The sequence below is a fragment of the Pseudomonas sp. 91RF genome, assembly GCF_003576265.1.
GTDB classification, from domain to species: domain Bacteria; phylum Pseudomonadota; class Gammaproteobacteria; order Pseudomonadales; family Pseudomonadaceae; genus Aquipseudomonas; species Aquipseudomonas kribbensis.
Genome location: NZ_QWFC01000023.1, coordinates 16252 through 37223 on the forward strand (window position 1 = coordinate 16252; position 20972 = coordinate 37223).

Genomic DNA, 20972 nt, shown 5'->3' on the forward strand with positions numbered 1-20972 from the left:
ATCGCGAGCAGGCTCGCTCCCACATTGGATCTTCAGTGAACGCAAATTCTGTGTGCACCAAGAATCCCCTTTGGGAGCGAGCCTGCTCGCGAAAGCGGTCTCTCATTCAGAGCACTTCTCAATGACACAACACAAAGACTTGCTGATCGTAGGCGCCGGCATTTTGGGCCTGTCCCATGCTTACGCCGCCGCCCGGCGCGGTCTCAAGGTCACGGTTTTCGAGCGCACTGCCACACCTGTTGGCGCATCGGTACGCAACTTCGGCCAGGCACTGGTCACCGGCCAGCCACCGGGCCCGATGCTCGAACTGGCCAAGGCCAGCCGCGAAATCTGGGGCCAGTGGGCACAGCTCGCCGGCCTGCAACTCAAGCGCAACGGTTCGTACCTGTTCGTCCGCACCGAGGCGGAAGAGCACTTGCTCGAAGCCTTCTGCGCCGGGCGCGCCGTGGAGCACGACTACCGCGTCGAGCTGCTGCGCGGTGCCGCGTTGCGTGATCTGTATGGTGGCCAGTTCAGCCATCACCGCGCCGCGTTGCACGGCATGGACGATCAACAGCTGTATTCCCGGGAAGCGATTCCGGCACTGATCGATTACCTGCGTCGCGAACTCGGCGTCGAGTTTCACTTCTCGACGCTGGTGCGCGACGTCGAACCTGGGCGCCTGCACAGCACCGCCGGACTCTTCACCGCCGAGCAGATCATCGTCTGCTCCGGCCACGATTATCAGACCTTGCTGGCCGAGCCGATTGCCGCCCTCGACCCGCAGATCTGCCGCCTGCAAATGCTCCGCGCCCGGCCGCAGATCGAGCTGAACCTGCAACACGCCTTGCTCACCGGCCTCAGTTGCGTGCATTACGGCGCCTTCGCCGATCTGCCGGAAGCGGCCGCAGTACAGGCGCAGATCCTGCGCGAGCAACCGCACCTGCAGGAAAACGGCATTCACCTGCTGATCAGCCCGACGCCTTACGGCGAACTGATCATCGGCGACTCGCACCATTACGGCAGTGATCCTTCACCGTTCAACGCCGAGCAGGTCGACAACTGGATGCTCGAACTGGCCGAGCAGACCCTTGGCTGCAAGGTGCAAGTGGTCGAGCGCTGGCAGGGTGTCTATGGTTCCCGGGGGCCGGGGCCGTTTTCGTTCCTGCGTCCGGCGCCGGGGCTGAGTGTGGCGCTGATGCACAGCGGCGTCGGCATGAGCGTCGGCCCAGCCATGGCCGAACGCAATGTCTCACAGCTTTTCGGAGAGCGTTGATGTTGAATCACGAGCAAGTCATTGACCGGGTGTTCGGGCTCTATGAGCGCTTCGGCGCCAGTGACTACATCGGCGAACCGGTGTCGCAGATCGAGCACATGTCCCAAGCCGCGCAACTGGCCATCGCCGAAGGCTTCGACGACGAAGTGGTGCTCGCCGCGTTCTTCCACGACATCGGTCACTTGTGTGCCGAAGGTGCGGAGAACATGGGCGGTTACGGCGTGGTCAGTCACGAACGGCTCGGTGCGGACTATTTGCGTGAAGCCGGATTCAGCGAGCGCCTGGCACGGCTGGTGGAATATCACGTCCAGGCCAAGCGCTATCTGACGCTCAGGGAGCCGGGCTATTACGAACGCTTGAGCGAAGCCAGCCGCCGCACCCTGGAGTATCAGGGCGGGGTGATGACCGAGGCTGAAGCGGATGCGTTCGAGCAGGATCCGCTTTGTGCTGTCAGTCTGCGGATGCGCCAGTGGGATGAGCTGGCGAAGGAGATGGCGGTGCCGGTGATGGATCTTGCGGTGCTGAAGCACAAGGCTTTTACCGTGCTGTCACGCGAAGCGCGCTGAACCTTCTTACGCCAAACCGGGAAACGGTGCATGGCGCGTGTTGCCCCTTCGGCCCAGACTGGTGCTTTGCCGAAGGAGCGCACGGATGCGTTTTTTGAAAGTGATTGCTCGGGATCGATCCGGCAGCGGTGCGGGGGACAGTGTCCAGCTGCGCTTTCATCACACCGAACAGGACTGGCGCGAAGCCTCGGCTCGAGAGGTGGCGCAACTGCGGAGCTTCTCCGGCACCTATCTGAAATGTGCCTGGTTCAACGCCGCCGATGAAGACGCTCGGCATTTGCGAATCTTTGCCCTGAACTCCGGCAGCGATGGAACGCCGGAGTCAGTGAGGTTGCACTTTCACGAGGGCGAAACCATCGCTTATAAAGCAGCCGTCCACGACCTCGATAACGATGGCGGCTTCGAGGTTGTCCTGTGTTCGGACGTCGACAACGACGGGCGCGCCAATCGCACGGATCGCAGCCGCGTGACGGCGCTGGTCAAACAGTTCCTCAAGGTTGGCTGGTTCTAGAGTTCGAGGACGTTGCTCACCAGCTCATCGATCTGTTCCTGACGCTGGGCCTGATTCAGTTTCGGGTGCGGATTGAGCGACGACCACTGCGGATGGGCCCGGGCGATGTTCAGCGCCTCCGGCAGCTTGCCTTCGCGCCAGGTCTTGTCCTGCGGCGTCGCCACCTGAACGGCATCCATCGCCGCATGGCCTCGGGTATTCAGCGCTTGCAGCAGTTGCCGCTGACGCAGAGCCAACAGGCGCAGCACGTTGTCGTCGACCGTCAGTTCCCGCTGCCCTTTGATCTTGCCGAGCAGGCGGTTGCCATAGCTGCGGGCGGTTTGCAGCGCGCCGCCGGCAATGGCACCGGCCAGAGCGGCGGCGCCAAGGGTGATACCGCCCACCAGCAGATCCACCCCGGCACCGGCTGCGGCACCGGCGGCGATTCCACCACCGACTCGCACGCCGAGTTGCTTGAGGGTTTCCGGGTTGAACAGGTCATCGCCCCAACGGCCGTCGAGCAGCGGCAGATCGCTTGCGGCGGCGTCTTGCGGGCGGAAGGCGTAGAGCTTGAGCAGCGCTTCGACGCATTTCTGCTCGCGCTGGCGCACGGCTTTGCGCAGTTCGCTGATGGCCTGTTGTTCCTGTTCGGCGTTGCTCACCACGCTGCGTCGGCACGCGGCACAGTCGATCAACAGTTCGGCGATCAGGCGCGCGGCGCTTTGCTCGCGGGCGAGGCGTTGGGCCTGTTGATCGGCGATCAGCCGTTCAAGTTGCGGACGGGCGTTTTCCAACAGCAACGCGAGGCTTTCATACAGTCGCCGCTCGCCATCCTCCGGCGGGGCGACGCTGTCGAAACGCACCAGAGCATGCAGCCCCAGACGCGCCAGCGCTTCACGCCAGTCCGGTTCGCGATGGTTGGCGCTGCTGACGAAATTCAGCACCGGCAGCAATGGTTTTCCGCAACTGGCCAGCACCTCCAGTTCGTCGCGGTACTTGGCCAGCACCGGTTCCCGGGCGTCGATCACGTACAGGCCGGCATCGGAATCGAGCAGTTGCCGCAGTACCTTGGCTTCCTGTTCGAAACGCTGGCGTGCTTCGCTGCCGTCGAGAAACCGCGCTAATCGAGCCGGGCCGTCGAGGCGTTCGCCGGGACGTTCCAGGCGTTCGAGAAAATCCAGCAGGGCGATGGCGTCTTCCAGACCGGGTGTGTCGTAGAGGTCAAGCAGCGGTTCGCCATCCACCGACAACCGCGCGCCTTCGACATGCCGCGTGGTGCTCGGCCGATGGGAGACGTCGCCGAAGCCGACGTCGCGGGTCAGGGTGCGCAACAGCGACGTCTTGCCGACGTTGGTGTGGCCGACCACCGCCAGTTTCAGCGGCGCTTTCCAGGCATCAGTCATGTCCGTGCTCCAGCCAGTTCAACGGGGCGCAATCGGCGAACTCCAGCTCAAGCTGTTGCAGCGCCACGTGCCAGTCGCCCAAACGCTCGGCGTCCAGCGCCTGTCCTTGCGGTGCCTGCAACAGCCAGACGCGGGTCGCGGCGGCGTTGCGCGCCAGTTCGGCGATCAGTGCCAGGCTGCCGCGATCCGGCGAGCGCCGTGGGTCGCAGGCAATCGCGAGACGCGCCGGCGGGAAACGGCTGAGCTGTTCGAGCAGTTTGTTGCGCGATTCCCGGCTGTCGAGGATGCCGGCGTTGCTGACGTTTTTCGGTAGCGTCGGTGGCCATGGGTGTTGATCGTCGAGTTCGATCGCCACCAGCAACGCGCCGTCACTGGCGTGTTCGCCGACGGCGCTTTCGACGCGGTGCAATTGCGCAGGCTCGGGGTCGGTGATGCCGAGGCGCTCGCTGGTCGGCATCAGGCGTTCGCGCAACTGGGCGTAGCCGGGCAGGTTCAGGTCCAGACGCAACGCCGCTTTGCCACTGTTCCAGCGCCAGAAGCAGAACAGCGCCAGCAGCAGACGCGGCAGCACGCCGTACACCATCAGCACGCCGACCAGCCAGGTCGCCCAGGCTAGACGGGCGCTTTCGATGTTCAGCGCGGTGTCGCCACTGGCTCGGATCATGTCTACGGCCGGTACGTTGAAGCCCAGCAACGCCGGCAATGCGCCGAGGGCCTGGGTCATGTTGATGAAGGTGTCGGCGCTGAGAATCGTGGTTTCCCAGACGAAGCCGTAGCGCCGGGTCGCCATCAGCGTCAGCAGCAAAACCAGCGCGCTGAACATCGCCAGCAACCACAGGCCATTGACCAGCGTACCGAGCGCCCAGCGATTGAGCTTCTTGCGTTGCAGCATCAACAGCAAGGCCGGCGCCAGTTGCGCTGCCTTGGCATCGCGGGCGAGTTTTTCACTGAGCCACAGCCACAAGCGGCCAAGAGTAGCGCCGTGTTCGCCGGCAAAGATCAGCCCCAGCGCCCAGCTCAACAGCAAAATCAGATTCAGCCCGAGCAGACTGCCCAGGGCCCAGAACACATTGACCGGCGTCTGACCCAATGCAGCGAAGGCCAGACCTGCGCCGCTCAACACGGCGAGGATCGCCAGCAACACCAGCGCCAGGCGCGCGCCTTGCAGCCAGTGGCTGAGCGCCGAGGTCAGGCCATCGCGCTCGGCCAGCCACAGGGCACGGCGTTGAATGCGTCCCGGCAGGTCGCCGCCGGCCGCGCGGGCCAGGCGATTGGCTTCCTGATCGTCCAATGGGCCTGCGTGTTCTTCGCGCAGGCGCACGGTTTCGGTGAGCCAGAGGTTTTGCAGTGAAGTCAGTTCAGTCACGCGGCATCCCGATGCTTGATTGAGCCGTGAGCATAACCGCTGTGGCGCTTATCGGGGTAAGCGCGGCTCTGGTATCCTCGCCGGCATGACTAAATCACTCCCCCTCAGCCTGATCGCAGCCCTCGGTGAAAACCGCGTGATCGGCATCGACAACAGCATGCCCTGGCACCTGCCGGGGGACTTCAAATACTTCAAGGCCACGACGCTCGGCAAGCCGATCATCATGGGTCGCAAGACCTGGGATTCGCTGGGTCGTCCGTTGCCGGGCCGCCTGAACATCGTAGTCAGCCGTCAGCAGGATCTGGTGCTGGAAGGGGCGGAAGTCTATCCGTCGCTGGAAGCCGCCGTGGTTCGCGCCGAAGAGTGGGCGAAAGAGCAGGGCGTCGACGAGTTGATGCTGATTGGCGGGGCGCAACTGTATGCGCAGGGACTGGCCCAGGCGGATCGCTTGTATCTGACCCGTGTGGCGCTGAGCCCGGAAGGCGATGCGTGGTTTCCGGAGTTCGATCTGAACCATTGGAAACTGGTGTCGGATGTGCCGAATCCGGCTGAAGGCGACAAACCGGCTTACCACTTCGAAGTCTGGGAAAAAGCCTAAGAGCATCGCTGGCAGGCCAGCTCCCATTTCCCTGTGGGAGCGAGCCTGCTCGCGATAGCAATCTGTCAGACGCTACTTAAGCCTGGGCAAGCTCCGCATGCTCATCGGCCTCCAGCAGGGCCTTGTCGGTCTGCTGCATCACCTGGCTGGTAATCGCGCCAGCGGTGATCGAACCGCTCACGTTCAGCGCCGTACGACCCATGTCGATCAGCGGCTCGACCGAAATCAGCAACGCCACCAGCGAAACCGGCAAGCCCATGGCCGGCAGCACGATCAGTGCCGCGAAGGTCGCGCCGCCACCTACGCCCGCCACACCGGCCGAACTCAGGGTCACAATCGCCACCAGCGTCGCGATCCACAGCGGATCCAGCGGGTTGATGCCGACCGTTGGCGCAACCATCACCGCCAGCATCGCCGGGTACAGGCCGGCGCAACCGTTCTGGCCGATGGTCGCGCCGAACGAAGCGGCGAAGCTTGCCACCGATTGCGGAATGCCCAGGCGACGGGTCTGCGCTTCGATGCTCAGCGGAATGCTTGCGGCGCTGGAGCGGCTGGTGAAGGCGAACGTCAACACCGGCCAGATCTTGCGGAAGAAACGCAGCGGGTTGATCCCGGCGGCCGACACCAGCAGGCCATGCACGACGAACATCAGGCCCAGGCCGAGGTACGACACCACCACGAAACTGCCGAGCTTGATGATGTCCTGCAGGTTGGAACCGGCCACCACTTTGGTCATCAGCGCCAGCACGCCGTACGGGGTCAGCTTCATCACCAGACGCACCAGACGCATCACCCAGGCTTGCAGGGTGTCGATGGCGTTGATCACTTTCTGACCTTTCTCGGCGTCATCCTTGAGCAGTTGCAGCGCGGCAACCCCCATGAACGCGGCGAAGATCACCACGCTGATGATCGAGGTCGGCTTGGCCCGTGCCAGGTCGGCGAACGGGTTCTGCGGGATGAACGACAGCAGCAGTTGCGGCACATTCAGGTCGGCGACCTTGCCGGCGTAGTCGGTCTGAATGGTTTGCAGACGGGCCATTTCCTGCGTACCGGCGATCAGGCCTTCGGCGGTCAGGCCGAACAGGTTGGTCAGGCCGATGCCGATCAGCGCCGCAATCGCCGTGGTGAACAGCAGCGTGCCGATGGTCAGGAAGCTGATTTTGCCCAGCGAAGATGCGTTGTGCAGGCGGGCCACGGCGCTGAGGATCGAGGCGAACACCAGCGGGATCACGATCATTTGCAGCAGCTGCACGTAACCGTTGCCCACCAGATCGAACCAGCCGATCGAGGCTTTCAGCACCGGGTTGCCGGCACCGTAGATCGTGTGCAGCGCGACGCCGAACGCCACGCCCAGCACCAGGGCGAGCAGGACTTTTTTCGCCAGGCTCCACGAGGTGTGGCGGGTTTGCGCCAGACCGAAGAGCAGGGCGAGGAACACCAGCAGGTTGAGAATCAGCGGCAGATTCATGAGTTCTCCAGAAAAGACTTTGCCAACAGCCTTCCGGGGCTGTTGCGAACCGGCAAGCCTAACAGTTTGATTTCCAATGATTTAATACCGAAATCAAAGGTCGTCCGTCGTTTTTGGAATAAGCGGGTGTCGCTCTCGGGGATGCAGTTGGCGCAAAAGGGACGTGGACAGTCGCTGACAGACGGTAACTGTCACACTGATTTGTTAGCGTCGATCTCTTTCAATCGGGGAGAAACGCAGAATGAAGTTCGCACCTAAATTGCTGGCTGCCGCACTCTGCTTAGGCCTTGTTGGCCAAGCGTTCGCCACTGACCTCAAGCACTGGCCGGCGGATCAGGCCAAGGCGCTCGACGCGATGATCGCGGCCAACGCCAACAAGGGTAACTACGCGGTGTTCGACATGGACAACACCAGTTACCGCTATGACCTCGAAGAGTCGCTGCTGCCGTTCATGGAAAACAAGGGCCTGATCACTCGTGACAAGCTCGACCCGTCGCTGAAGCTGATCCCGTTCAAGGACACCGCCGACCACAAGGAAAGCCTGTTCAGCTACTACTACCGCCTCTGCGAAGTCGACGACATGGTCTGCTACCCATGGGTGGCGCAGGTGTTCTCCGGCTTTACCCTCAAGGAACTCAAAGGCTACGTCGACGAACTGATGGCGTCGGGCAAACCGGTGCCGGCGACCTATTACGAAGGCGATGTGGTGAAGAACATCGACGTGCAGCCGCCGAAAGTCTTCACCGGTCAGGCCGAGCTGTACAACAAACTGATGGAGAACGGCATCGAGGTCTACGTGATGACCGCCGCTTCCGAAGAACTGGTGCGCATGGTCGCGGCCGATCCGAAGTACGGCTACAACGTCAAACCGCAGAACGTGATCGGCGTGACCACCTTGCTGAAGAACCGCGAGACCGGCGAACTGACCACTGCGCGCAAGCAGATCACCGCCGGCAAGTATGACGAGAAGGCCAACCTCGGCCTGGAACTGACGCCGTACCTGTGGACCCCGGCGACCTGGATGGCCGGCAAGCACGCGGCGATCCTGACTTACATCGACGAATGGAAAAAGCCGGTGCTGGTGGGCGGTGACACTCCGAGCAGCGACGGCTACATGCTGTTCCACAGCGTCGACGTGGCCAAGGGCGGCATTCACTTGTGGGTCAACCGCAAGGACAAGTACATGACCCAGCTCAACGGCATGATGGCCAAGCACGCGGCAGCCCAGGCGAAAGAAGGTTTGCCGGTGACGGCGGACAAGAACTGGGTGATCGTGAAGCCGGAAGAGATTCAGTAAGCCTCAAGGCAAAAAAATGCCCCGCACTTGGCGGGGCATTTTTTGTTTCTGCGATTTGACCCTTACAGGCCGTCGAGCATGGCCTTGTTACGCACCGCACCCTTGTCGGCGCTGGTCGCCAGCAGGGCGTAGGCCTTGAGGGCGGTGGTCACTTTGCGTGGACGCTTCTCGACCGGTTTCCAGCCTTTCTTGTCCTGCTCGACCCGGCGTGCCGCCAGTTCTTCGTCGCTGATCAACAGGTTGATCGAGCGGTTCGGAATGTCGATCAGCACCTTGTCACCGTCCTGCACCAGACCGATCGCGCCACCGGCCGCAGCCTCTGGCGAAGCGTGGCCGATGGACAGGCCGGAAGTACCGCCGGAGAAACGGCCGTCGGTCAACAGGGCGCAGGCTTTGCCCAGGCCCTTGGATTTCAGGTACGACGTCGGGTAGAGCATTTCCTGCATGCCCGGACCGCCTTTCGGGCCTTCGTAGCGAATGATGACGATGTCGCCTTCCTTCACTTCGTCGGCGAGGATGCCGCGTACGGCGCTGTCCTGGCTTTCGAAGATCTTCGCGTTGCCTTCGAAGACGTGGATCGATTCATCGACGCCGGCGGTTTTCACGACGCAGCCGTCCAGGGCGATGTTGCCGTACAGCACGGCCAGGCCGCCTTCTTTCGAATAGGCGTGTTCGAAGCTGCGGATGCAACCGTTTTCACGGTCGTCATCCAGGGTTTCCCAGCGGGTCGACTGGCTGAACGCGGTTTGCGTCGGAATGCCGGCCGGGCCTGCCTTGAAGAAATGGTGTACGGCTTCATCGTCGGTCTGGGTGATGTCCCACTTGGCGATGGCCTCTTCCATGCTGCGGCTGTGCACGGTCGGCAGGTCGGTGTGCAGCAGGCCGCCACGGGCCAGCGAGCCGAGGATGCTGAAGATGCCGCCGGCGCGGTGTACATCTTCCATGTGGTACTTCTGGATGTTCGGCGCGACCTTGCACAGCTGCGGCACCTTGCGCGACAGACGATCGATGTCACGCAGGTCGAAGTCGATCTCGGCTTCCTGGGCGGCGGCCAGCAAGTGCAGGATGGTGTTGGTCGAACCGCCCATGGCGATGTCGAGCATCATCGCGTTTTCGAACGCCTTGAAGTTGGCGATGTTGCGCGGCAGTACCGACTCGTCGTTCTCGCCGTAGTAGCGTTTGCACAGTTCAACAATGGTGCGGCCGGCCTGCAGGAACAACTGCTCGCGGTCGCTGTGGGTGGCCAGGGTCGAACCGTTGCCCGGCAATGCGAGGCCCAGGGCTTCGGTCAGGCAGTTCATCGAGTTGGCGGTGAACATGCCGGAGCACGAACCGCAGGTCGGACAGGCGCTGCGCTCGTACTCGGCAACCTTCTCGTCAGAAGCGCTGGAGTCGGCGGCGATGACCATGGCGTCGACGAGGTCGAGACCGTGGCTGGCCAGTTTGGTCTTGCCGGCTTCCATCGGCCCGCCGGAGACGAAAATCACCGGGATGTTCAGGCGCAGGGCGGCCATCAGCATGCCGGGGGTGATCTTGTCGCAGTTGGAGATGCAGACGATGGCGTCGGCGCAGTGGGCGTTGACCATGTACTCGACGGAGTCGGCGATGATCTCGCGGCTCGGCAGCGAATACAGCATGCCGTCGTGGCCCATGGCGATGCCGTCGTCCACGGCGATGGTGTTGAATTCTTTCGCCACGCCACCGGCGCGTTCGATTTCACGGGCAACCAGCTGGCCCAGATCCTTCAGGTGCACATGGCCCGGTACGAACTGGGTGAAGGAGTTGGCAATGGCGATGATCGGCTTCTTGAAGTCGTCATCCTTCATCCCGGTGGCGCGCCACAGTGCGCGGGCGCCGGCCATGTTGCGGCCGTGGGTGGATGTTTTCGAGCGGTAATCTGGCATGGAGCACTCCGGGCGGCTAATCAGGTATCAAAAGGGAGTGAGCTTCTATTGACGTCTGGAACACTCAGAAATGGCCGTGTGTCCTGAAGTTGCCGATGACGTTGCGGGATCGCCGCTGGTCTCAGCCTGAGCTCATAAACCCGCCGGGGATGAATGGCGATGAATCTCGCGATTCTACACCGCTGGCGTCAGGAGGGAATGGCGCAAAACGTTGTTCCAGTGCTGACGCCGCGTGTGGAATGACGACCGGCAGGTTTATTCGCTGTGTGGTTGCCCCACCAGATCGTTGCGCCGACTGATCCGCGCGTTCAATGCCAGTGCCACCCCGCTGAGTATCACGAAGCTGTAGCCCAGCGTGGATTGCAGATTGGTCGGGCTGAGGCTGATCAAGGCACTGATCAACCCGCCGCAAATGAAGATGATCGTGCTGCCGGCCGAGGCCGAGGTACCGGCGTTGTCCGGAAACAGACTCATGGCCCGGGAGGTGGCGGCCGGCCGGGCAATGGTGGTGCCGGCGGTGCAGATCAGCATCGGGATCAGCACGGTTGCCGGTGCCAGAGCGAAGTTCGACGACAGGTACAGCATGGCCACGCCGGCAAACAGGATCAGGCTCAGACCGACGACGATCTGCTGGCCGCTGCTGATGCGCTTGCTCAGCACGCTGGCGAGGATGCCTCCGGTGATGTAAGCCGCGCCGTAGATCAGCAGAATCAACGAGAACTCGTAGGCGGACAATTGCAGCCGGTCCATGAAGATCAGCGGCGAGATCACGATGAATGAAAAGTGGCAGGCGAACGCAAATGCCGAAATCAGCCAGTAGCCGACGAAGTCGAATTCCCCCAGAACCCTTCGGTAAGCCTTGAGGAAGTTTGCACGTGTATCGCTGGTGGTTGGTCGGGTGTTTTCCAGAAACAGCCAGGCCTTGAGCAGTACCACGGCCGATAATGCGATGAACACCCAGAAGCTGCCACGCCATCCCAGTGTCGCCTGCAGGAAAGTACCGACAAGAGGCGATACCGAGATGAAAATCCCGCCGGCGGTGACCATCAGGATTCGCAGGCGATCGCGTTCCTCGCCTTCGAACAGGTCCTGGACCAGCGCCTGGGACAGCACGAAGCAACCGCAACCCAGTGCCTGCACGACCCGGAACATCAGGAACAGCGAATAGTCGGTGGTCATCACGCAGCCGAGGGCACCGAGCATTGAAACGCTCATGCCGGCGAGCAACAGGCCTTTGCGCCCGATCACATCCGACAGCGGCCCGATCAGCAACTGGGCGAAGGCGATGCCGACGGCGAATAGGCTGATGGACAGCGCGATGTCGGCCGGTGTGCTGCGAAAGTGTTCGGCCAGCGCCGGAAACGAAGGAAGCACGACATCCAGCGGAAAAACACCCAGCAACACCATCGCCAGCAACAGGCTGACGGCCCCGCGACGCTGTCGGGTCGTCACCCCGGATTTTCCTTTATCCATCGATCAATCCCGCCCTGGCGAAAAGTATCTGGTTGTAAGGTTCAGCGAAAAATCCGGCTTTCTTCAGTGCATTCAATGTGGCGATGCTGCCCGTCCGGGCACGTCGTCGGGAGGCTTGCGCTGTTGTCAGGCTTTCGAGTATTTCCAGCACGGCACCGTCGGCAATCCCGGTATCGCACAGGCTTTGTCGCAGCCACTGTTCATCGGTTTCGAAGAAAATCCCGAAGATCTCGAGCAGGGTGGTGGCGGCGAACGTTCGTTGCTGCGGTACCAGATGCAGCCATAGGTAATGGAACACTTCGGTGAAGTAGCGACTGTGTCGCGCCTCGTCGGTGAGGTGGTCGCGCAGCATGTCGTTGACCCCGGACACCAGGCTGTCCCGGCAGACATCGAGCAGTTCCCGGGCAATGATGGTTTCCGAGACGAAACCGAGCAGAAACCATGTCAGCGATCGCTGCTGCGGAAGGGTTTCGTCGATCAGCCTGTTCATGCGAGTGATCCGCCTGGGCATCACCGGGCGCCCGGTGATGCCGTAGAACCCGGCGATCTGTTCCGCGACCTGATGGGAAAACAGGGCGTGGTAGCCCTCATCGGTGTAGAGCTGCAGCGCGGCGGTTTTCATGGGCGGCGGAACATCGACCGGCAGTTCGCCGTGGACGATGACTTCCACGGCGCGATTGACGATGCGGTGTTCGAGCAGGGTGGTGTAGTCGAGAAAGTGCACCAGATGATTGGCCGTGAGCCGGTGCACCACCGAGCGGCCCGCAGCTTCGATGGCCGGGTGGGCGAGGTAGGGCAGAAATGCCGGCGGGAACCAGTGACGGGTTTCCAGCTGTTGCGCTATGTCATCCGGCAAGCGGTAATCGTGGGCACTGGCACGCACGGATGCGCGAGTGCTCCAGTCACCCAGTGAAAACTCGAAGGCTGGGGCCTGGGAGAGAAGGCTCATGCTGGCGTCTCACGCAGCAGGTCGCGCATTTCCTGGCACATCGCCTGGCCGTCGCTTTCCCCGCAACCGACGAAGAACAAAGGTTGTTCCACACTGTTCTCGAGTTTCAGCAAGCGCTCGACCTGGTCGTCGGAAAACGCACCGGTCAGCCAGGTGTTCATGCCCAGGGCCGTGGCCACCAGTTGAAACGTCTGTGAGAGGTGCCCGGCTTCGACGAATGCCATTCGATAGGCGCGCGAGTGCGGGTATTTCCACCAGAGCCTGTCGAAGCGGGCGGTGATGAACAGGCCCAGCGGCAGGTTATTGATGAAGTGCTGGCCTCCCAGCAGATTGCCCAGTGCTGTGTCGGGCAAGGGATTGATGAAGTTCAGGGCGTGTTCCGCCGGGTGATAGGCGTATACGCCCGGTGGCAGTCCGTCGACGTTCTGCACCAGCGCAAACCCGGCGCAGGCATTGAGGCCACCCCCGGAAGGGCTGCCGCGCCGCGCGCCAAGCCCTTCGGCGATGCTGTCGTCGCGGTCGGCTTCGCGTTCTTGCAGGTAACCGAGGGACAGGTAAAGCAAGGTGCCGACATCGTCCAGCGACAGAGGGGCGCCGGTGAAGGATCGGCAAGTCTTTCGCCGGATCAGTGAACCCGACAGGCTGTCGTCCTTCAATACCAGAGATGCGGGCAGGGCGATGAGTGCGTTCGGGGCGGTGTCCACAGGGACGTCCGCCGGAGGCGACGTGGCAAGCACGGTGTTGCAGTGTTCGAGGTATTGCCTGGACCATTCCTGAATATTTCGGGGCGTGTGTTCGCAGGGAATATTCCGGGTGCCGATATGGTAGATCCTGGACAGTTCATCCCAGCCCCAGACAGGCGCTGCGATTTTTGAAGAAGTCAGTATTCCGGCATTTAGAAGTTGCGTGTCTATTGTGTTGTCGCTGTCATATAAAGCCGGCTCGTGAATAAGTTGTGCCAGTCGAGAGGAGTATTCGAGGTCAAGTTCGTGCTGAGTATGATCTTTGTAGTTCCAGACTATCTGGCCGGGCGTTCGTGGCAGTATGAACAAATAAGGATTTATATGCATGTTGGGGCACGCTGCTCTGGGTAGGTATTTTGCCAGAGGCGCTGGGTAGCCGGCATACCCAGCGCCACCTTACTTAACGGGCTTTAGGTGCGACCAGAAAAGCCAGGTTTGCGAGGGTGCGGGATTCCAGAGTAATTGTTTTCATGATTGAACTCCTTGTTCATTGTTGCTTCGTGGTTAGTTGGTGCCACCTTCGTGGTGACGACTTAATAATAGTTTGTAATGGATTAATCGCAAGCAAATATTAAGTAGGAATAATCCAGTAATTTTGTCGGAGTGATCTTTGGATGGAAGTAAGTGTGTAAGTTGAATGCCGCTAAATAGAATAGTTAAGGAAATATCCTGCACGCCGGCAGGACAATAAATGTAGGAAAGCAAAGCTCAAGACAAAAAGAAGGGGAGCCCGCGGGCTCCCCTTTGACAGCATCAATGCCGTGCGTCTGTCAGCTGTTGGGCAGCAGACGGCAGGTGATGCTCTTGATGTAGCGGGTTTCTGCAATGGCCGGGTGCACCGGATGATCCGGGCCCTGACCGCCGCGTTCCAGCAACTGGATGTTGCGGTCCAGGTGACGGGCGCTGGTCAGCAGGATGTTCTGCAGATCGTCTTCCGGCAGGTGCATCGAGCACGAAGCGCTGACCAGGATGCCGTCCTTGTTGAGCAGGCGCATGGCTTGCTCGTTCAGGCGACGGTAGGCGCCTTCACCGTTTTTCATGTCCTTCTTGCGTTTGATGAACGCAGGCGGATCGGCCACGATCACGTCGAAGCGCTCTTCGCTGGCCTTGAGTTCCTTCAGGGCTTCGAAGACGTCGCCTTCGATGCAGGTCATCTTGTCGGCGAAACCGTTCAGTGCGGCGTTGCGCTCGACGCCGTCGAGGGCGAAGCCCGAGGCATCGACGCAGAACACTTCGCTGGCGCCGAATGCGGCAGCCTGCACACCCCAGCCACCGATGTAGCTGTACAGGTCCAGCACGCGTTTGCCTTTGGCGTAAGGCGCCAGGCGTGCGCGGTTCATGCGGTGGTCGTAGAACCAGCCGGTCTTCTGGCCCTGGATCACCGGGGCTTCGAATTTCACGCCGTTCTCTTCCAGAGCAACCCACTCCGGCACCAGGCCGAACACGGTTTCGGTGTAGCGCTCCAGACCTTCGGCGTCACGGGCGGCGGAGTCGTTCTTGAACAGAATGCCGCTCGGCTTGAGCACCTGGGTCAGTGCCGCGATCACGTCATCTTTATGGGCTTCCATGGTGGCGGAAGCGATCTGCACCACGAGAATGTCGCCGAAACGGTCGACCACCAGACCCGGCAGCAGGTCGGAGTCGCCGTAGACCAGGCGATAGAACGGTTTGTCGAACAGGCGCTGACGCAGGGACAGCGCGACGTTCAGGCGATGCACCAGCAGCGACTTGTCCAGTGGCAGCTTGATGTCGCGCGACAGCAGGCGGGCGCAGATCAGGTTGTTCGGGCTCATGGCCACGATGCCCAGCGGCTTGCCGCCGGCGGCTTCGAGGATCGCCTGGTCGCCGGCCTTGAAGCCGTGCAACGGGGTGGCGGCCACGTCGATTTCGTTGCTGTAGACCCACAGGTGGCCGGCGCGCAGGCGACGGTCGGCGTTGGCTTTGAGGCGCAAGCTAGGCAGGGACATGACGTCGCTCCGGAAAAAAGAGCGGGAGTATACCGTGTTGCGACGCAGGCGGGTTCGGTGCTGGACATGTGGCGCACAGGCGTGGCGCGCAAACGGACGAAGGCAGAATTCTGTCCATGGTCTTGAATGAAAGTTTCCGCCGATCTGCCCCCGATGTGTCGTTCGTCGGTTTTTAGGGGTTAGAATCGCCGCCTGTCCAAGAGTGTGTACTTATGTCCCAAGAGCTGACCACCGAACAGATTCAACAATCCCTGCAAGGCATCAGCGTGCCGGCGCAACCGCAGATCATGGTGGATCTGCAAATGGAGCAGTACATGCCCGACCCGGACCTGGAGACGATCGCCAAGCTGATCTCCCAGGATCCCGGCCTGTCCGGCTCTCTGCTGAAAATCGTCAACTCCCCGTATTACGGCCTGAGCAACAAGATCACCTCGATCAAGCGCGCGGTGAACCTGCTGGGCAGCCGCTCGATCATCAACCTGATCAACGCGCAGTCGATCAAGGGCGAGATGAACGACGACACTATCGTCACGCTCAACCGTTTCTGGGACACCGCCCAGGACGTGGCCATGACCTGCCTGACCCTGGCCAAGCGCGTCGGCACCGAGGCGAGCGACGAAGCCTACGCGTTGGGCCTGTTCCATGACTGCGGCGTGCCGCTGATGCTTCAGCGTTTCCCGGATTACATGACGACGCTCGAAAAGGCCTACGCCAACGCGAGTGTCGAACGCCGGGTCGTAGACACCGAGAACGATGTCTACAACACCAATCACTCGGTGGTCGGTTACTACACCGCCAAGTCCTGGCGCTTGCCGGAGCACGTCAGTGCGGCCATCGCCAACCACCACAACGCCATGGCGATCTTCAGCGATGAGACTTCGCGCAACAGCCAGATGAAAAACCTGCTGGCGATTCTGAAAATGGCCGAGCACATCTGCGCGTCGTACCGGGTGCTGGGCAACCAGAGCGAAGACTTCGAGTGGCAGGCTGTCGGGCCGCTGGTGCTGGAATACATCGGCCTCTCGGATTACGACTTCGAAACCTTGAAGCAGACGATCCGCGAACTCGGCGCACACTGATAAAGACACTCAAGATTCGAGACGCTCATGCCTGAATTGCCGGAAGTCGAAACCACCCGTCGCGGCATCGCCCCGCACCTGGAAGGCCAGCGCGTCAGCCGGGTGATCGTGCGTGACCGGCGGCTGCGCTGGCCGATTCCCGAAGACCTCGATGTGCGCCTGTCCGGCCAGCGCATCGTGCTGGTCGAGCGGCGCGCCAAGTACCTGCTGATCAATGCCGAAGTCGGCACGCTGATCAGCCATCTGGGCATGTCGGGCAATTTGCGGCTGGTCGAGGTCGGGATGCCGGCAGCCAAGCATGAGCATGTGGATATCGAACTGGAGTCGGGCCTGGCCCTGCGCTACACCGATCCGCGTCGTTTCGGCGCGATGCTCTGGAGCAACGACCCGCTCAATCACGAATTGCTGATTCGTCTGGGGCCGGAGCCGTTGACCGATCTGTTCGATGGCGAGCGGTTGTATCAGCTGTCACGCGGTCGGTCGATGGCGGTCAAGCCGTTCATCATGGACAACGCGGTGGTGGTGGGGGTCGGCAATATTTACGCGACCGAAGCGCTGTTCGCCGCCGGCATCGATCCGCGCCGCGAAGCCAAGGGCATTTCCCGGGCGCGTTATCTGAAGCTGGCGATCGAGATCAAACGCATCCTCGCCGCCGCCATCGAGCGCGGCGGTACGACGTTGCGCGACTTTATTGGCGGCGATGGGCAGCCGGGGTATTTCCAGCAGGAGCTGTTTGTCTACGGCCGCGGTGGCGAGCACTGCAAGGTCTGCGGCACGGGCCTGCGGGAAGTGAAGCTGGGCCAGCGGGCCAGCGTTTTCTGCCCGCGCTGCCAGACCTGACGAAAAGCTGAAAAAGTCCTACGGTCTATAGTGAGTTGTCTCACTGTTCAGCCCGAAGGATCGTGCCATGAAGTCCTCGCAAGCCCTGCTCCTCGCACTGCTGCTGTGTTCCAGCCTGACCGTTCAGGCCACGGAAGGCGGCAGCGGTGATCCGCGATACGCCATCCAGAATCCACCGGCCTACGCCATGATCGGCGATCTGCTGATTGCCCGCCCCTTGCTGGTGGCGGCGACAGTGATCGGTGCAGGCGTGTTTGTGGTGTCGTTGCCGTTTACCGCGCTGGGTGGCGGTGTCGGCGATGCGGGGGAGGCGCTGGTGGTGGCACCGGCGAAAGCGGCGTTCGTGCGCTGCCTGGGCTGTACCGGGGAAGGATTCGAGCAGCGGGAATGACGTGATCGCAGCCTGGCGCTGCGATCACGGTCAGCGACTCAAGCCTTGCCGGTAATCTTGCGGTACTTCTCCATCAACTGTTCTTCAGTCTCCGGATGGGCTTCGTCCAATGGAATGCAATCCACCGGGCAGACCTGCTGGCACTGCGGTTCGTCGTAATGGCCGACGCACTGGGTGCACAGGTTCGGGTCGATCACGTAGATCTCTTCGCCTTGGGAAATGGCGGCGTTCGGGCACTCAGGTTCGCAGACGTCGCAGTTGATGCAATCGTCGGTGATGATCAGGGACATGCTAACTCCAGCCGGGGCGGGGAGCCCGGGCGCTATGAATCAATGCGCGCAATTGTGCCGCATTGGCGCCCGCAGTGCACGCGGGCGCCGTTTGAACGGTCGTTACTTCTTGAAGCGCAGGGTCAGGGCATCAGCCACGGCCGGGTGGACGAACTTGCTGATATCGCCGCCCAGGGCTGCAATTTCACGCACCAGCGTCGAGGAGATGAACGAATAACGCTCGGACGGGGTGAGAAACAGGCTCTCCACATCCGGCGCCAACTGACGGTTCATGTTGGCCAGCTGGAATTCGTATTCGAAGTCCGACACCGCGCGCAAACCACGCAGGAACACATTGGCGTTCTGTTCCTTGGCGAAATGCGCCAGCAGCGTCGAGAAGCCGACCACTTCCACGTTGGGCAGGTGTTTGGTGACCTCGCGGGCCAGCTCGACCCGTTGTTCCAGCGGGAACAGCGGATTCTTCTTGGGGCTGGCGGCGACGGCGATGATCACATGATCGAACAGGCGCGAGGCGCGTTCGACCAGATCGCCATGGCCCTTGGTAATAGGGTCGAAGGTACCTGGGTACAACACTCGGTTCATCGCGTCGTCCTGGCGGGAATCCGTTGGGGAGTCGGATGGTATCGCAGCCGTCCCGGTCGGCCAAGTCGCCTTTTGGGTAAGAAAGCACTATGGACGGTACGAATCTTCGTCTTTTTCAAGGGTTTTTCAGCCGTTCGCCGAGGGATGTCGCCAGTTGCGCCGTCAGACCATACACCGACAACTGCGGGTTGGCGCCGATGCTGGTGGGGAACAGCGAGCCGTCGTGAATCGACAGATTGCGCAGCTGATGATGGCGGCCAAGGCTGTCGGTGACGGCGCTTTTCGGGTCTTCGCCCATCGCGCAACCGCCCATGACGTGGGCGCTGCCCAGGCGGGTGCGGTACAGCTCGAGGCTCAGGCCGTCGATCATATTGCGGGCCTCGGCCAGGCTGTTCACATAACGCGCATCGGCGTGCATCGGCATCACCGCTTTGGCGCCGCCGGCGAACTGGATTTCGGCCATGACGTGGAAGGCCCGGCGCAAACCGTCCCAGGCGTAGGACGACACCTGATAATCGAGCACCGGCGAACCGTCCCCGCGCAATTCGACACTGCCGCCCTGGCTGTCCTGATGAAAGCCGTCACGCAGCAACGCCAGCATGGCGTGAGTGTGGGGCAGGTCGGCCATGTGCTGCGCGTTTTCCTGGCCGAAGCCGCCGAGCAGGGTGGCGGCCAGCGCCGGGTGCAACGGCGGCACTTCGAGTTTGAAGGCCATCGGCCCGGTGGTGCCGTCCTTCCACTGGAAATGGTCGGAGTAGATCGACTGCGGCGCTCCGTAAAACGGGTTGATGACCTCGTCGAAGCGCCCGGCGGACATGTTCACCGGATGCAGGAACGTGCGCTTGCCGAGGCGTTGATGCGGATCCGGCGCGTCCGAGCGCAGCAACAGGGCGGGGCTGTTGATGCCGCCGCCGGCCAGCACGTAATGGCGGGCCTTGACCGTGATCTTGCGCCCGGTCGGCTCGACGCAGCGTTCGTCCATCGCCACGCATTGCAGGCCGGTGACCTTGTCGCCGTTGATCAGCAGTTTTTCGGCGCGGGCCAGATAGAGCAGTCCGCCACCCTTTTCCAGGGTCGCCGGAATGGTCGTAACCATCATCGACTGCTTGGCATTGGTCGGGCAGCCCATGCCGCAGTAGCCAAGATTCCAGCAGCCGCGCACGTTGCGCGGGATCACGTGCCAGCTGTAGCCGAGTTGTTCGCAGCCTTTGCGGATTACGTCGTTGTTGGCGTTGGGTGGCACCATCCACGGGGCGACGCCGAGGCGTTGCTCCATTTTTTCGAACCAAGGCGCCATGTCGGCGGGGCTGTGGCCTTTGACGTTGTGCTCTTTGGCCCAGTGTTCAAGGGTTGGCTCAGGGGTGCGAAAACTCGAGGTCCAGTTGATCAGGGTGGTGCCGCCGACCGCGCGGCCCTGAAGGATGGTGATCGCGCCGTCCTTGCTCATGCGGCCGATACCTTCCTGATAGAGGCTGCTGTAGGCCTTGTCTTCCAGCATCTTGAAGTCGCTGCTGGTCTTGAGCGGACCTTCTTCGATCAGCAACACCTTGTAGCCGGCGGCGCTGAGGATTTCCGCCGTGGTGCCGCCGCCGGCACCGCTGCCGATGATTGCCACGTCGGTTTCCAGGGTCAGGTCATCGGTCAGTTGCGCGCCGTTGTAGGTTTTCCAGCCACGGGCAAGGCCTTCGCGAAACGGGTCGGGTACGGGCATCAATCAGGCTCTCTTATTATTGTTCGGAGGCGTCGCAGGTCTTAAACCGTGGGCGGGCCGGGATAACCGCAGTGCGCCCAGGATTCGGCGTGGGTGTACCAGGCCATCATCACCATTTGCTGCAGGGAGCTGTGGCCCATGCGCAGCAGGCTCAACGAACTGTTTTCCCAGCGCTCGAGAAAGTGCCGGATCGCCTCGGGGCTGGCGTTTTCCCAACTGCCCCAGATTCCGGTCAGCGGTCCCCGGTTCACGGCCATGCCCAGCACGTCGAACAGTTGCCGGGTGAGCTTGAGCATTTCCGGCGACAGGTGATCGAGGCTGTAGTCCAGGGACTTCAGGGTTCCATCGACAGCGGCGGGCATCTTTTCCACCGCGACGGCGCCATCCAGCATCACCGGAATCAGCGCGCGCAGAAACAGCAGGTCACCGCTGCGCAACGCGGCGAATCCGTTGGCCGATACGCTCGATGAGCAACCGCTCAGACTGGCGCCAAGGCCGGCGGTGGCGAGGAAAGCCGTGGCGCCGAGGCTGAATTTCAGCAGGCCACGGCGCGAGAGGGCGGGTGTTTCGGTCAGGCTTGGGTGCATTGTTGTTATTACC

20 protein-coding genes are annotated in these 20972 nt (G+C 61.8%); 8 read left to right on the top strand and 12 right to left on the bottom strand.

The window, feature by feature from the left end; translation table 11 throughout:
• Positions 1–121: 121 nt before the first annotated feature.
• The 3 genes from DXT77_RS09920 (at position 122) to DXT77_RS09930 (ending at position 2332) form a co-directional block, all read left to right on the top strand.
• Entirely contained in the window at positions 122–1255 is a 1134-nt protein-coding gene (locus tag DXT77_RS09920) for a TIGR03364 family FAD-dependent oxidoreductase (protein WP_119427512.1), read from the top strand.
• Complete coding sequence (locus DXT77_RS09925) at positions 1255–1821, top strand: phosphonate degradation HD-domain oxygenase (RefSeq protein ID WP_119427513.1); 567 nt, start codon at positions 1255–1257, stop codon at positions 1819–1821. The genes DXT77_RS09920 and DXT77_RS09925 overlap by 1 nt, the downstream gene beginning before the upstream one ends.
• 85 nt (positions 1822–1906) lie before the next feature.
• Positions 1907–2332, top strand: a complete 426-nt coding sequence (locus DXT77_RS09930) for a hypothetical protein (protein WP_119427514.1) — start codon at positions 1907–1909, stop codon at positions 2330–2332.
• Here DXT77_RS09930 and DXT77_RS09935 read toward each other — a convergent pair.
• Positions 2329–3714, bottom strand: a complete 1386-nt coding sequence (locus DXT77_RS09935) for a GTPase/DUF3482 domain-containing protein (RefSeq protein ID WP_119427515.1) — start codon at positions 3712–3714, stop codon at positions 2329–2331. The genes DXT77_RS09930 and DXT77_RS09935 overlap by 4 nt on opposite strands.
• Complete coding sequence (locus DXT77_RS09940) at positions 3707–5080, bottom strand: DUF2868 domain-containing protein (RefSeq protein WP_119427516.1); 1374 nt, start codon at positions 5078–5080, stop codon at positions 3707–3709. The genes DXT77_RS09935 and DXT77_RS09940 overlap by 8 nt, the downstream gene beginning before the upstream one ends.
• Before the next feature lie 85 nt (positions 5081–5165).
• Between DXT77_RS09940 and DXT77_RS09945 the strand changes: the two genes are divergently transcribed.
• The gene (locus DXT77_RS09945) at positions 5166–5678 is read left to right on the top strand and encodes a dihydrofolate reductase (protein WP_119427517.1); all 513 of its coding nucleotides are present in this window, start codon (positions 5166–5168) and stop codon (positions 5676–5678) included.
• A gap of 76 nt (positions 5679–5754) precedes the next feature.
• Here the strand turns inward: DXT77_RS09945 and DXT77_RS09950 are convergent, their stop codons facing one another.
• On the bottom strand, positions 5755–7146 hold the full coding sequence (locus tag DXT77_RS09950) for an L-cystine transporter (RefSeq protein ID WP_119427518.1): 1392 nt from the start codon (positions 7144–7146) through the stop codon (positions 5755–5757).
• Positions 7147–7387: 241 nt separating this feature from the next.
• Between DXT77_RS09950 and DXT77_RS09955 the strand changes: the two genes are divergently transcribed.
• The gene (locus tag DXT77_RS09955; protein ID WP_119427519.1) at positions 7388–8443 is read left to right on the top strand and encodes a haloacid dehalogenase-like hydrolase; all 1056 of its coding nucleotides are present in this window, start codon (positions 7388–7390) and stop codon (positions 8441–8443) included.
• Positions 8444–8505: 62 nt separating this feature from the next.
• On the opposite strand, the gene ilvD is transcribed toward DXT77_RS09955, so the two are convergent.
• From ilvD to DXT77_RS09980, 5 genes are all read right to left on the bottom strand, one after another.
• Positions 8506–10347, bottom strand: a complete 1842-nt coding sequence (ilvD, locus tag DXT77_RS09960) for a dihydroxy-acid dehydratase (protein WP_064380052.1) — start codon at positions 10345–10347, stop codon at positions 8506–8508.
• Positions 10348–10602: 255 nt separating this feature from the next.
• A complete protein-coding gene (locus tag DXT77_RS09965; RefSeq protein ID WP_119427520.1) occupies positions 10603–11820 on the bottom strand; it encodes a multidrug effflux MFS transporter in 1218 nt (405 codons plus the stop codon).
• Positions 11813–12769, bottom strand: a complete 957-nt coding sequence (locus DXT77_RS09970; RefSeq protein ID WP_119427521.1) for a diiron oxygenase — start codon at positions 12767–12769, stop codon at positions 11813–11815. The genes DXT77_RS09965 and DXT77_RS09970 overlap by 8 nt, the downstream gene beginning before the upstream one ends.
• Complete coding sequence (locus tag DXT77_RS09975) at positions 12766–13839, bottom strand: SagB family peptide dehydrogenase (protein ID WP_119427522.1); 1074 nt, start codon at positions 13837–13839, stop codon at positions 12766–12768. The genes DXT77_RS09970 and DXT77_RS09975 overlap by 4 nt, the downstream gene beginning before the upstream one ends.
• Positions 13840–14282: 443 nt before the next feature.
• Positions 14283–15479, bottom strand: coding sequence for a class I SAM-dependent rRNA methyltransferase (locus DXT77_RS09980; RefSeq protein ID WP_085709044.1), 1197 nt, complete (start codon positions 15477–15479; stop codon positions 14283–14285).
• 266 nt (positions 15480–15745) lie between these two features.
• Here DXT77_RS09980 and DXT77_RS09985 point away from each other — a divergent pair, with 266 nt between their 5' ends.
• The 3 genes from DXT77_RS09985 to DXT77_RS09995 all read left to right on the top strand — a co-directional run bounded on the left by DXT77_RS09985 (position 15746) and on the right by DXT77_RS09995 (position 17789).
• A complete protein-coding gene (locus DXT77_RS09985; RefSeq protein ID WP_178083460.1) occupies positions 15746–16558 on the top strand; it encodes an HDOD domain-containing protein in 813 nt (270 codons plus the stop codon).
• 27 nt (positions 16559–16585) lie between these two features.
• The gene (mutM, locus tag DXT77_RS09990) at positions 16586–17398 is read left to right on the top strand and encodes a bifunctional DNA-formamidopyrimidine glycosylase/DNA-(apurinic or apyrimidinic site) lyase (RefSeq protein ID WP_085709046.1); all 813 of its coding nucleotides are present in this window, start codon (positions 16586–16588) and stop codon (positions 17396–17398) included.
• A gap of 67 nt (positions 17399–17465) precedes the next feature.
• Positions 17466–17789 (top strand): multidrug transporter, encoded by a 324-nt coding sequence (locus DXT77_RS09995; RefSeq protein ID WP_085731548.1) that lies wholly within the window; start codon positions 17466–17468, stop codon positions 17787–17789.
• Between the two features lie 38 nt (positions 17790–17827).
• Here DXT77_RS09995 and DXT77_RS10000 read toward each other — a convergent pair whose 3' ends face one another.
• The 4 genes from DXT77_RS10000 to DXT77_RS10015 all read right to left on the bottom strand — a co-directional run bounded on the left by DXT77_RS10000 (position 17828) and on the right by DXT77_RS10015 (position 20959).
• Positions 17828–18079 (bottom strand): YfhL family 4Fe-4S dicluster ferredoxin, encoded by a 252-nt coding sequence (locus DXT77_RS10000; protein ID WP_003195146.1) that lies wholly within the window; start codon positions 18077–18079, stop codon positions 17828–17830.
• Positions 18080–18181: 102 nt separating this feature from the next.
• Positions 18182–18661 carry a pantetheine-phosphate adenylyltransferase gene (coaD, locus tag DXT77_RS10005; protein ID WP_003229157.1) on the bottom strand — a complete coding sequence of 160 codons (480 nt, stop codon included), beginning with the start codon at positions 18659–18661 and terminating at the stop codon, positions 18182–18184.
• Between the two features lie 115 nt (positions 18662–18776).
• On the bottom strand, positions 18777–20372 hold the full coding sequence (locus DXT77_RS10010) for a GMC family oxidoreductase (RefSeq protein ID WP_119427524.1): 1596 nt from the start codon (positions 20370–20372) through the stop codon (positions 18777–18779).
• A 41-nt stretch (positions 20373–20413) separates the two neighbouring features.
• Complete coding sequence (locus DXT77_RS10015; protein ID WP_119427525.1) at positions 20414–20959, bottom strand: twin-arginine translocation pathway signal protein; 546 nt, start codon at positions 20957–20959, stop codon at positions 20414–20416.
• Positions 20960–20972: the final 13 nt, after the last annotated feature.

Coding starts and splice junctions, on each gene's coding strand:
- DXT77_RS09920 (WP_119427512.1), top strand. CDS start 122: ATGACACAACACAAAGACTTGCTGATCGTAGGCGCCGGCATTTTGGGC.
- DXT77_RS09925 (WP_119427513.1), top strand. CDS start 1,255: ATGTTGAATCACGAGCAAGTCATTGACCGGGTGTTCGGGCTCTATGAG.
- DXT77_RS09930 (WP_119427514.1), top strand. CDS start 1,907: ATGCGTTTTTTGAAAGTGATTGCTCGGGATCGATCCGGCAGCGGTGCG.
- DXT77_RS09935 (WP_119427515.1), bottom strand. CDS start 3,714: ATGACTGATGCCTGGAAAGCGCCGCTGAAACTGGCGGTGGTCGGCCAC.
- DXT77_RS09945 (WP_119427517.1), top strand. CDS start 5,166: ATGACTAAATCACTCCCCCTCAGCCTGATCGCAGCCCTCGGTGAAAAC.
- DXT77_RS09950 (WP_119427518.1), bottom strand. CDS start 7,146: ATGAATCTGCCGCTGATTCTCAACCTGCTGGTGTTCCTCGCCCTGCTC.
- DXT77_RS09955 (WP_119427519.1), top strand. CDS start 7,388: ATGAAGTTCGCACCTAAATTGCTGGCTGCCGCACTCTGCTTAGGCCTT.
- ilvD (WP_064380052.1), bottom strand. CDS start 10,347: ATGCCAGATTACCGCTCGAAAACATCCACCCACGGCCGCAACATGGCC.
- DXT77_RS09965 (WP_119427520.1), bottom strand. CDS start 11,820: ATGGATAAAGGAAAATCCGGGGTGACGACCCGACAGCGTCGCGGGGCC.
- DXT77_RS09970 (WP_119427521.1), bottom strand. CDS start 12,769: ATGAGCCTTCTCTCCCAGGCCCCAGCCTTCGAGTTTTCACTGGGTGAC.
- DXT77_RS09975 (WP_119427522.1), bottom strand. CDS start 13,839: ATGCATATAAATCCTTATTTGTTCATACTGCCACGAACGCCCGGCCAG.
- DXT77_RS09980 (WP_085709044.1), bottom strand. CDS start 15,479: ATGTCCCTGCCTAGCTTGCGCCTCAAAGCCAACGCCGACCGTCGCCTG.
- mutM (WP_085709046.1), top strand. CDS start 16,586: ATGCCTGAATTGCCGGAAGTCGAAACCACCCGTCGCGGCATCGCCCCG.
- DXT77_RS09995 (WP_085731548.1), top strand. CDS start 17,466: ATGAAGTCCTCGCAAGCCCTGCTCCTCGCACTGCTGCTGTGTTCCAGC.
- DXT77_RS10000 (WP_003195146.1), bottom strand. CDS start 18,079: ATGTCCCTGATCATCACCGACGATTGCATCAACTGCGACGTCTGCGAA.
- coaD (WP_003229157.1), bottom strand. CDS start 18,661: ATGAACCGAGTGTTGTACCCAGGTACCTTCGACCCTATTACCAAGGGC.
- DXT77_RS10010 (WP_119427524.1), bottom strand. CDS start 20,372: ATGCCCGTACCCGACCCGTTTCGCGAAGGCCTTGCCCGTGGCTGGAAA.
- DXT77_RS10015 (WP_119427525.1), bottom strand. CDS start 20,959: ATGCACCCAAGCCTGACCGAAACACCCGCCCTCTCGCGCCGTGGCCTG.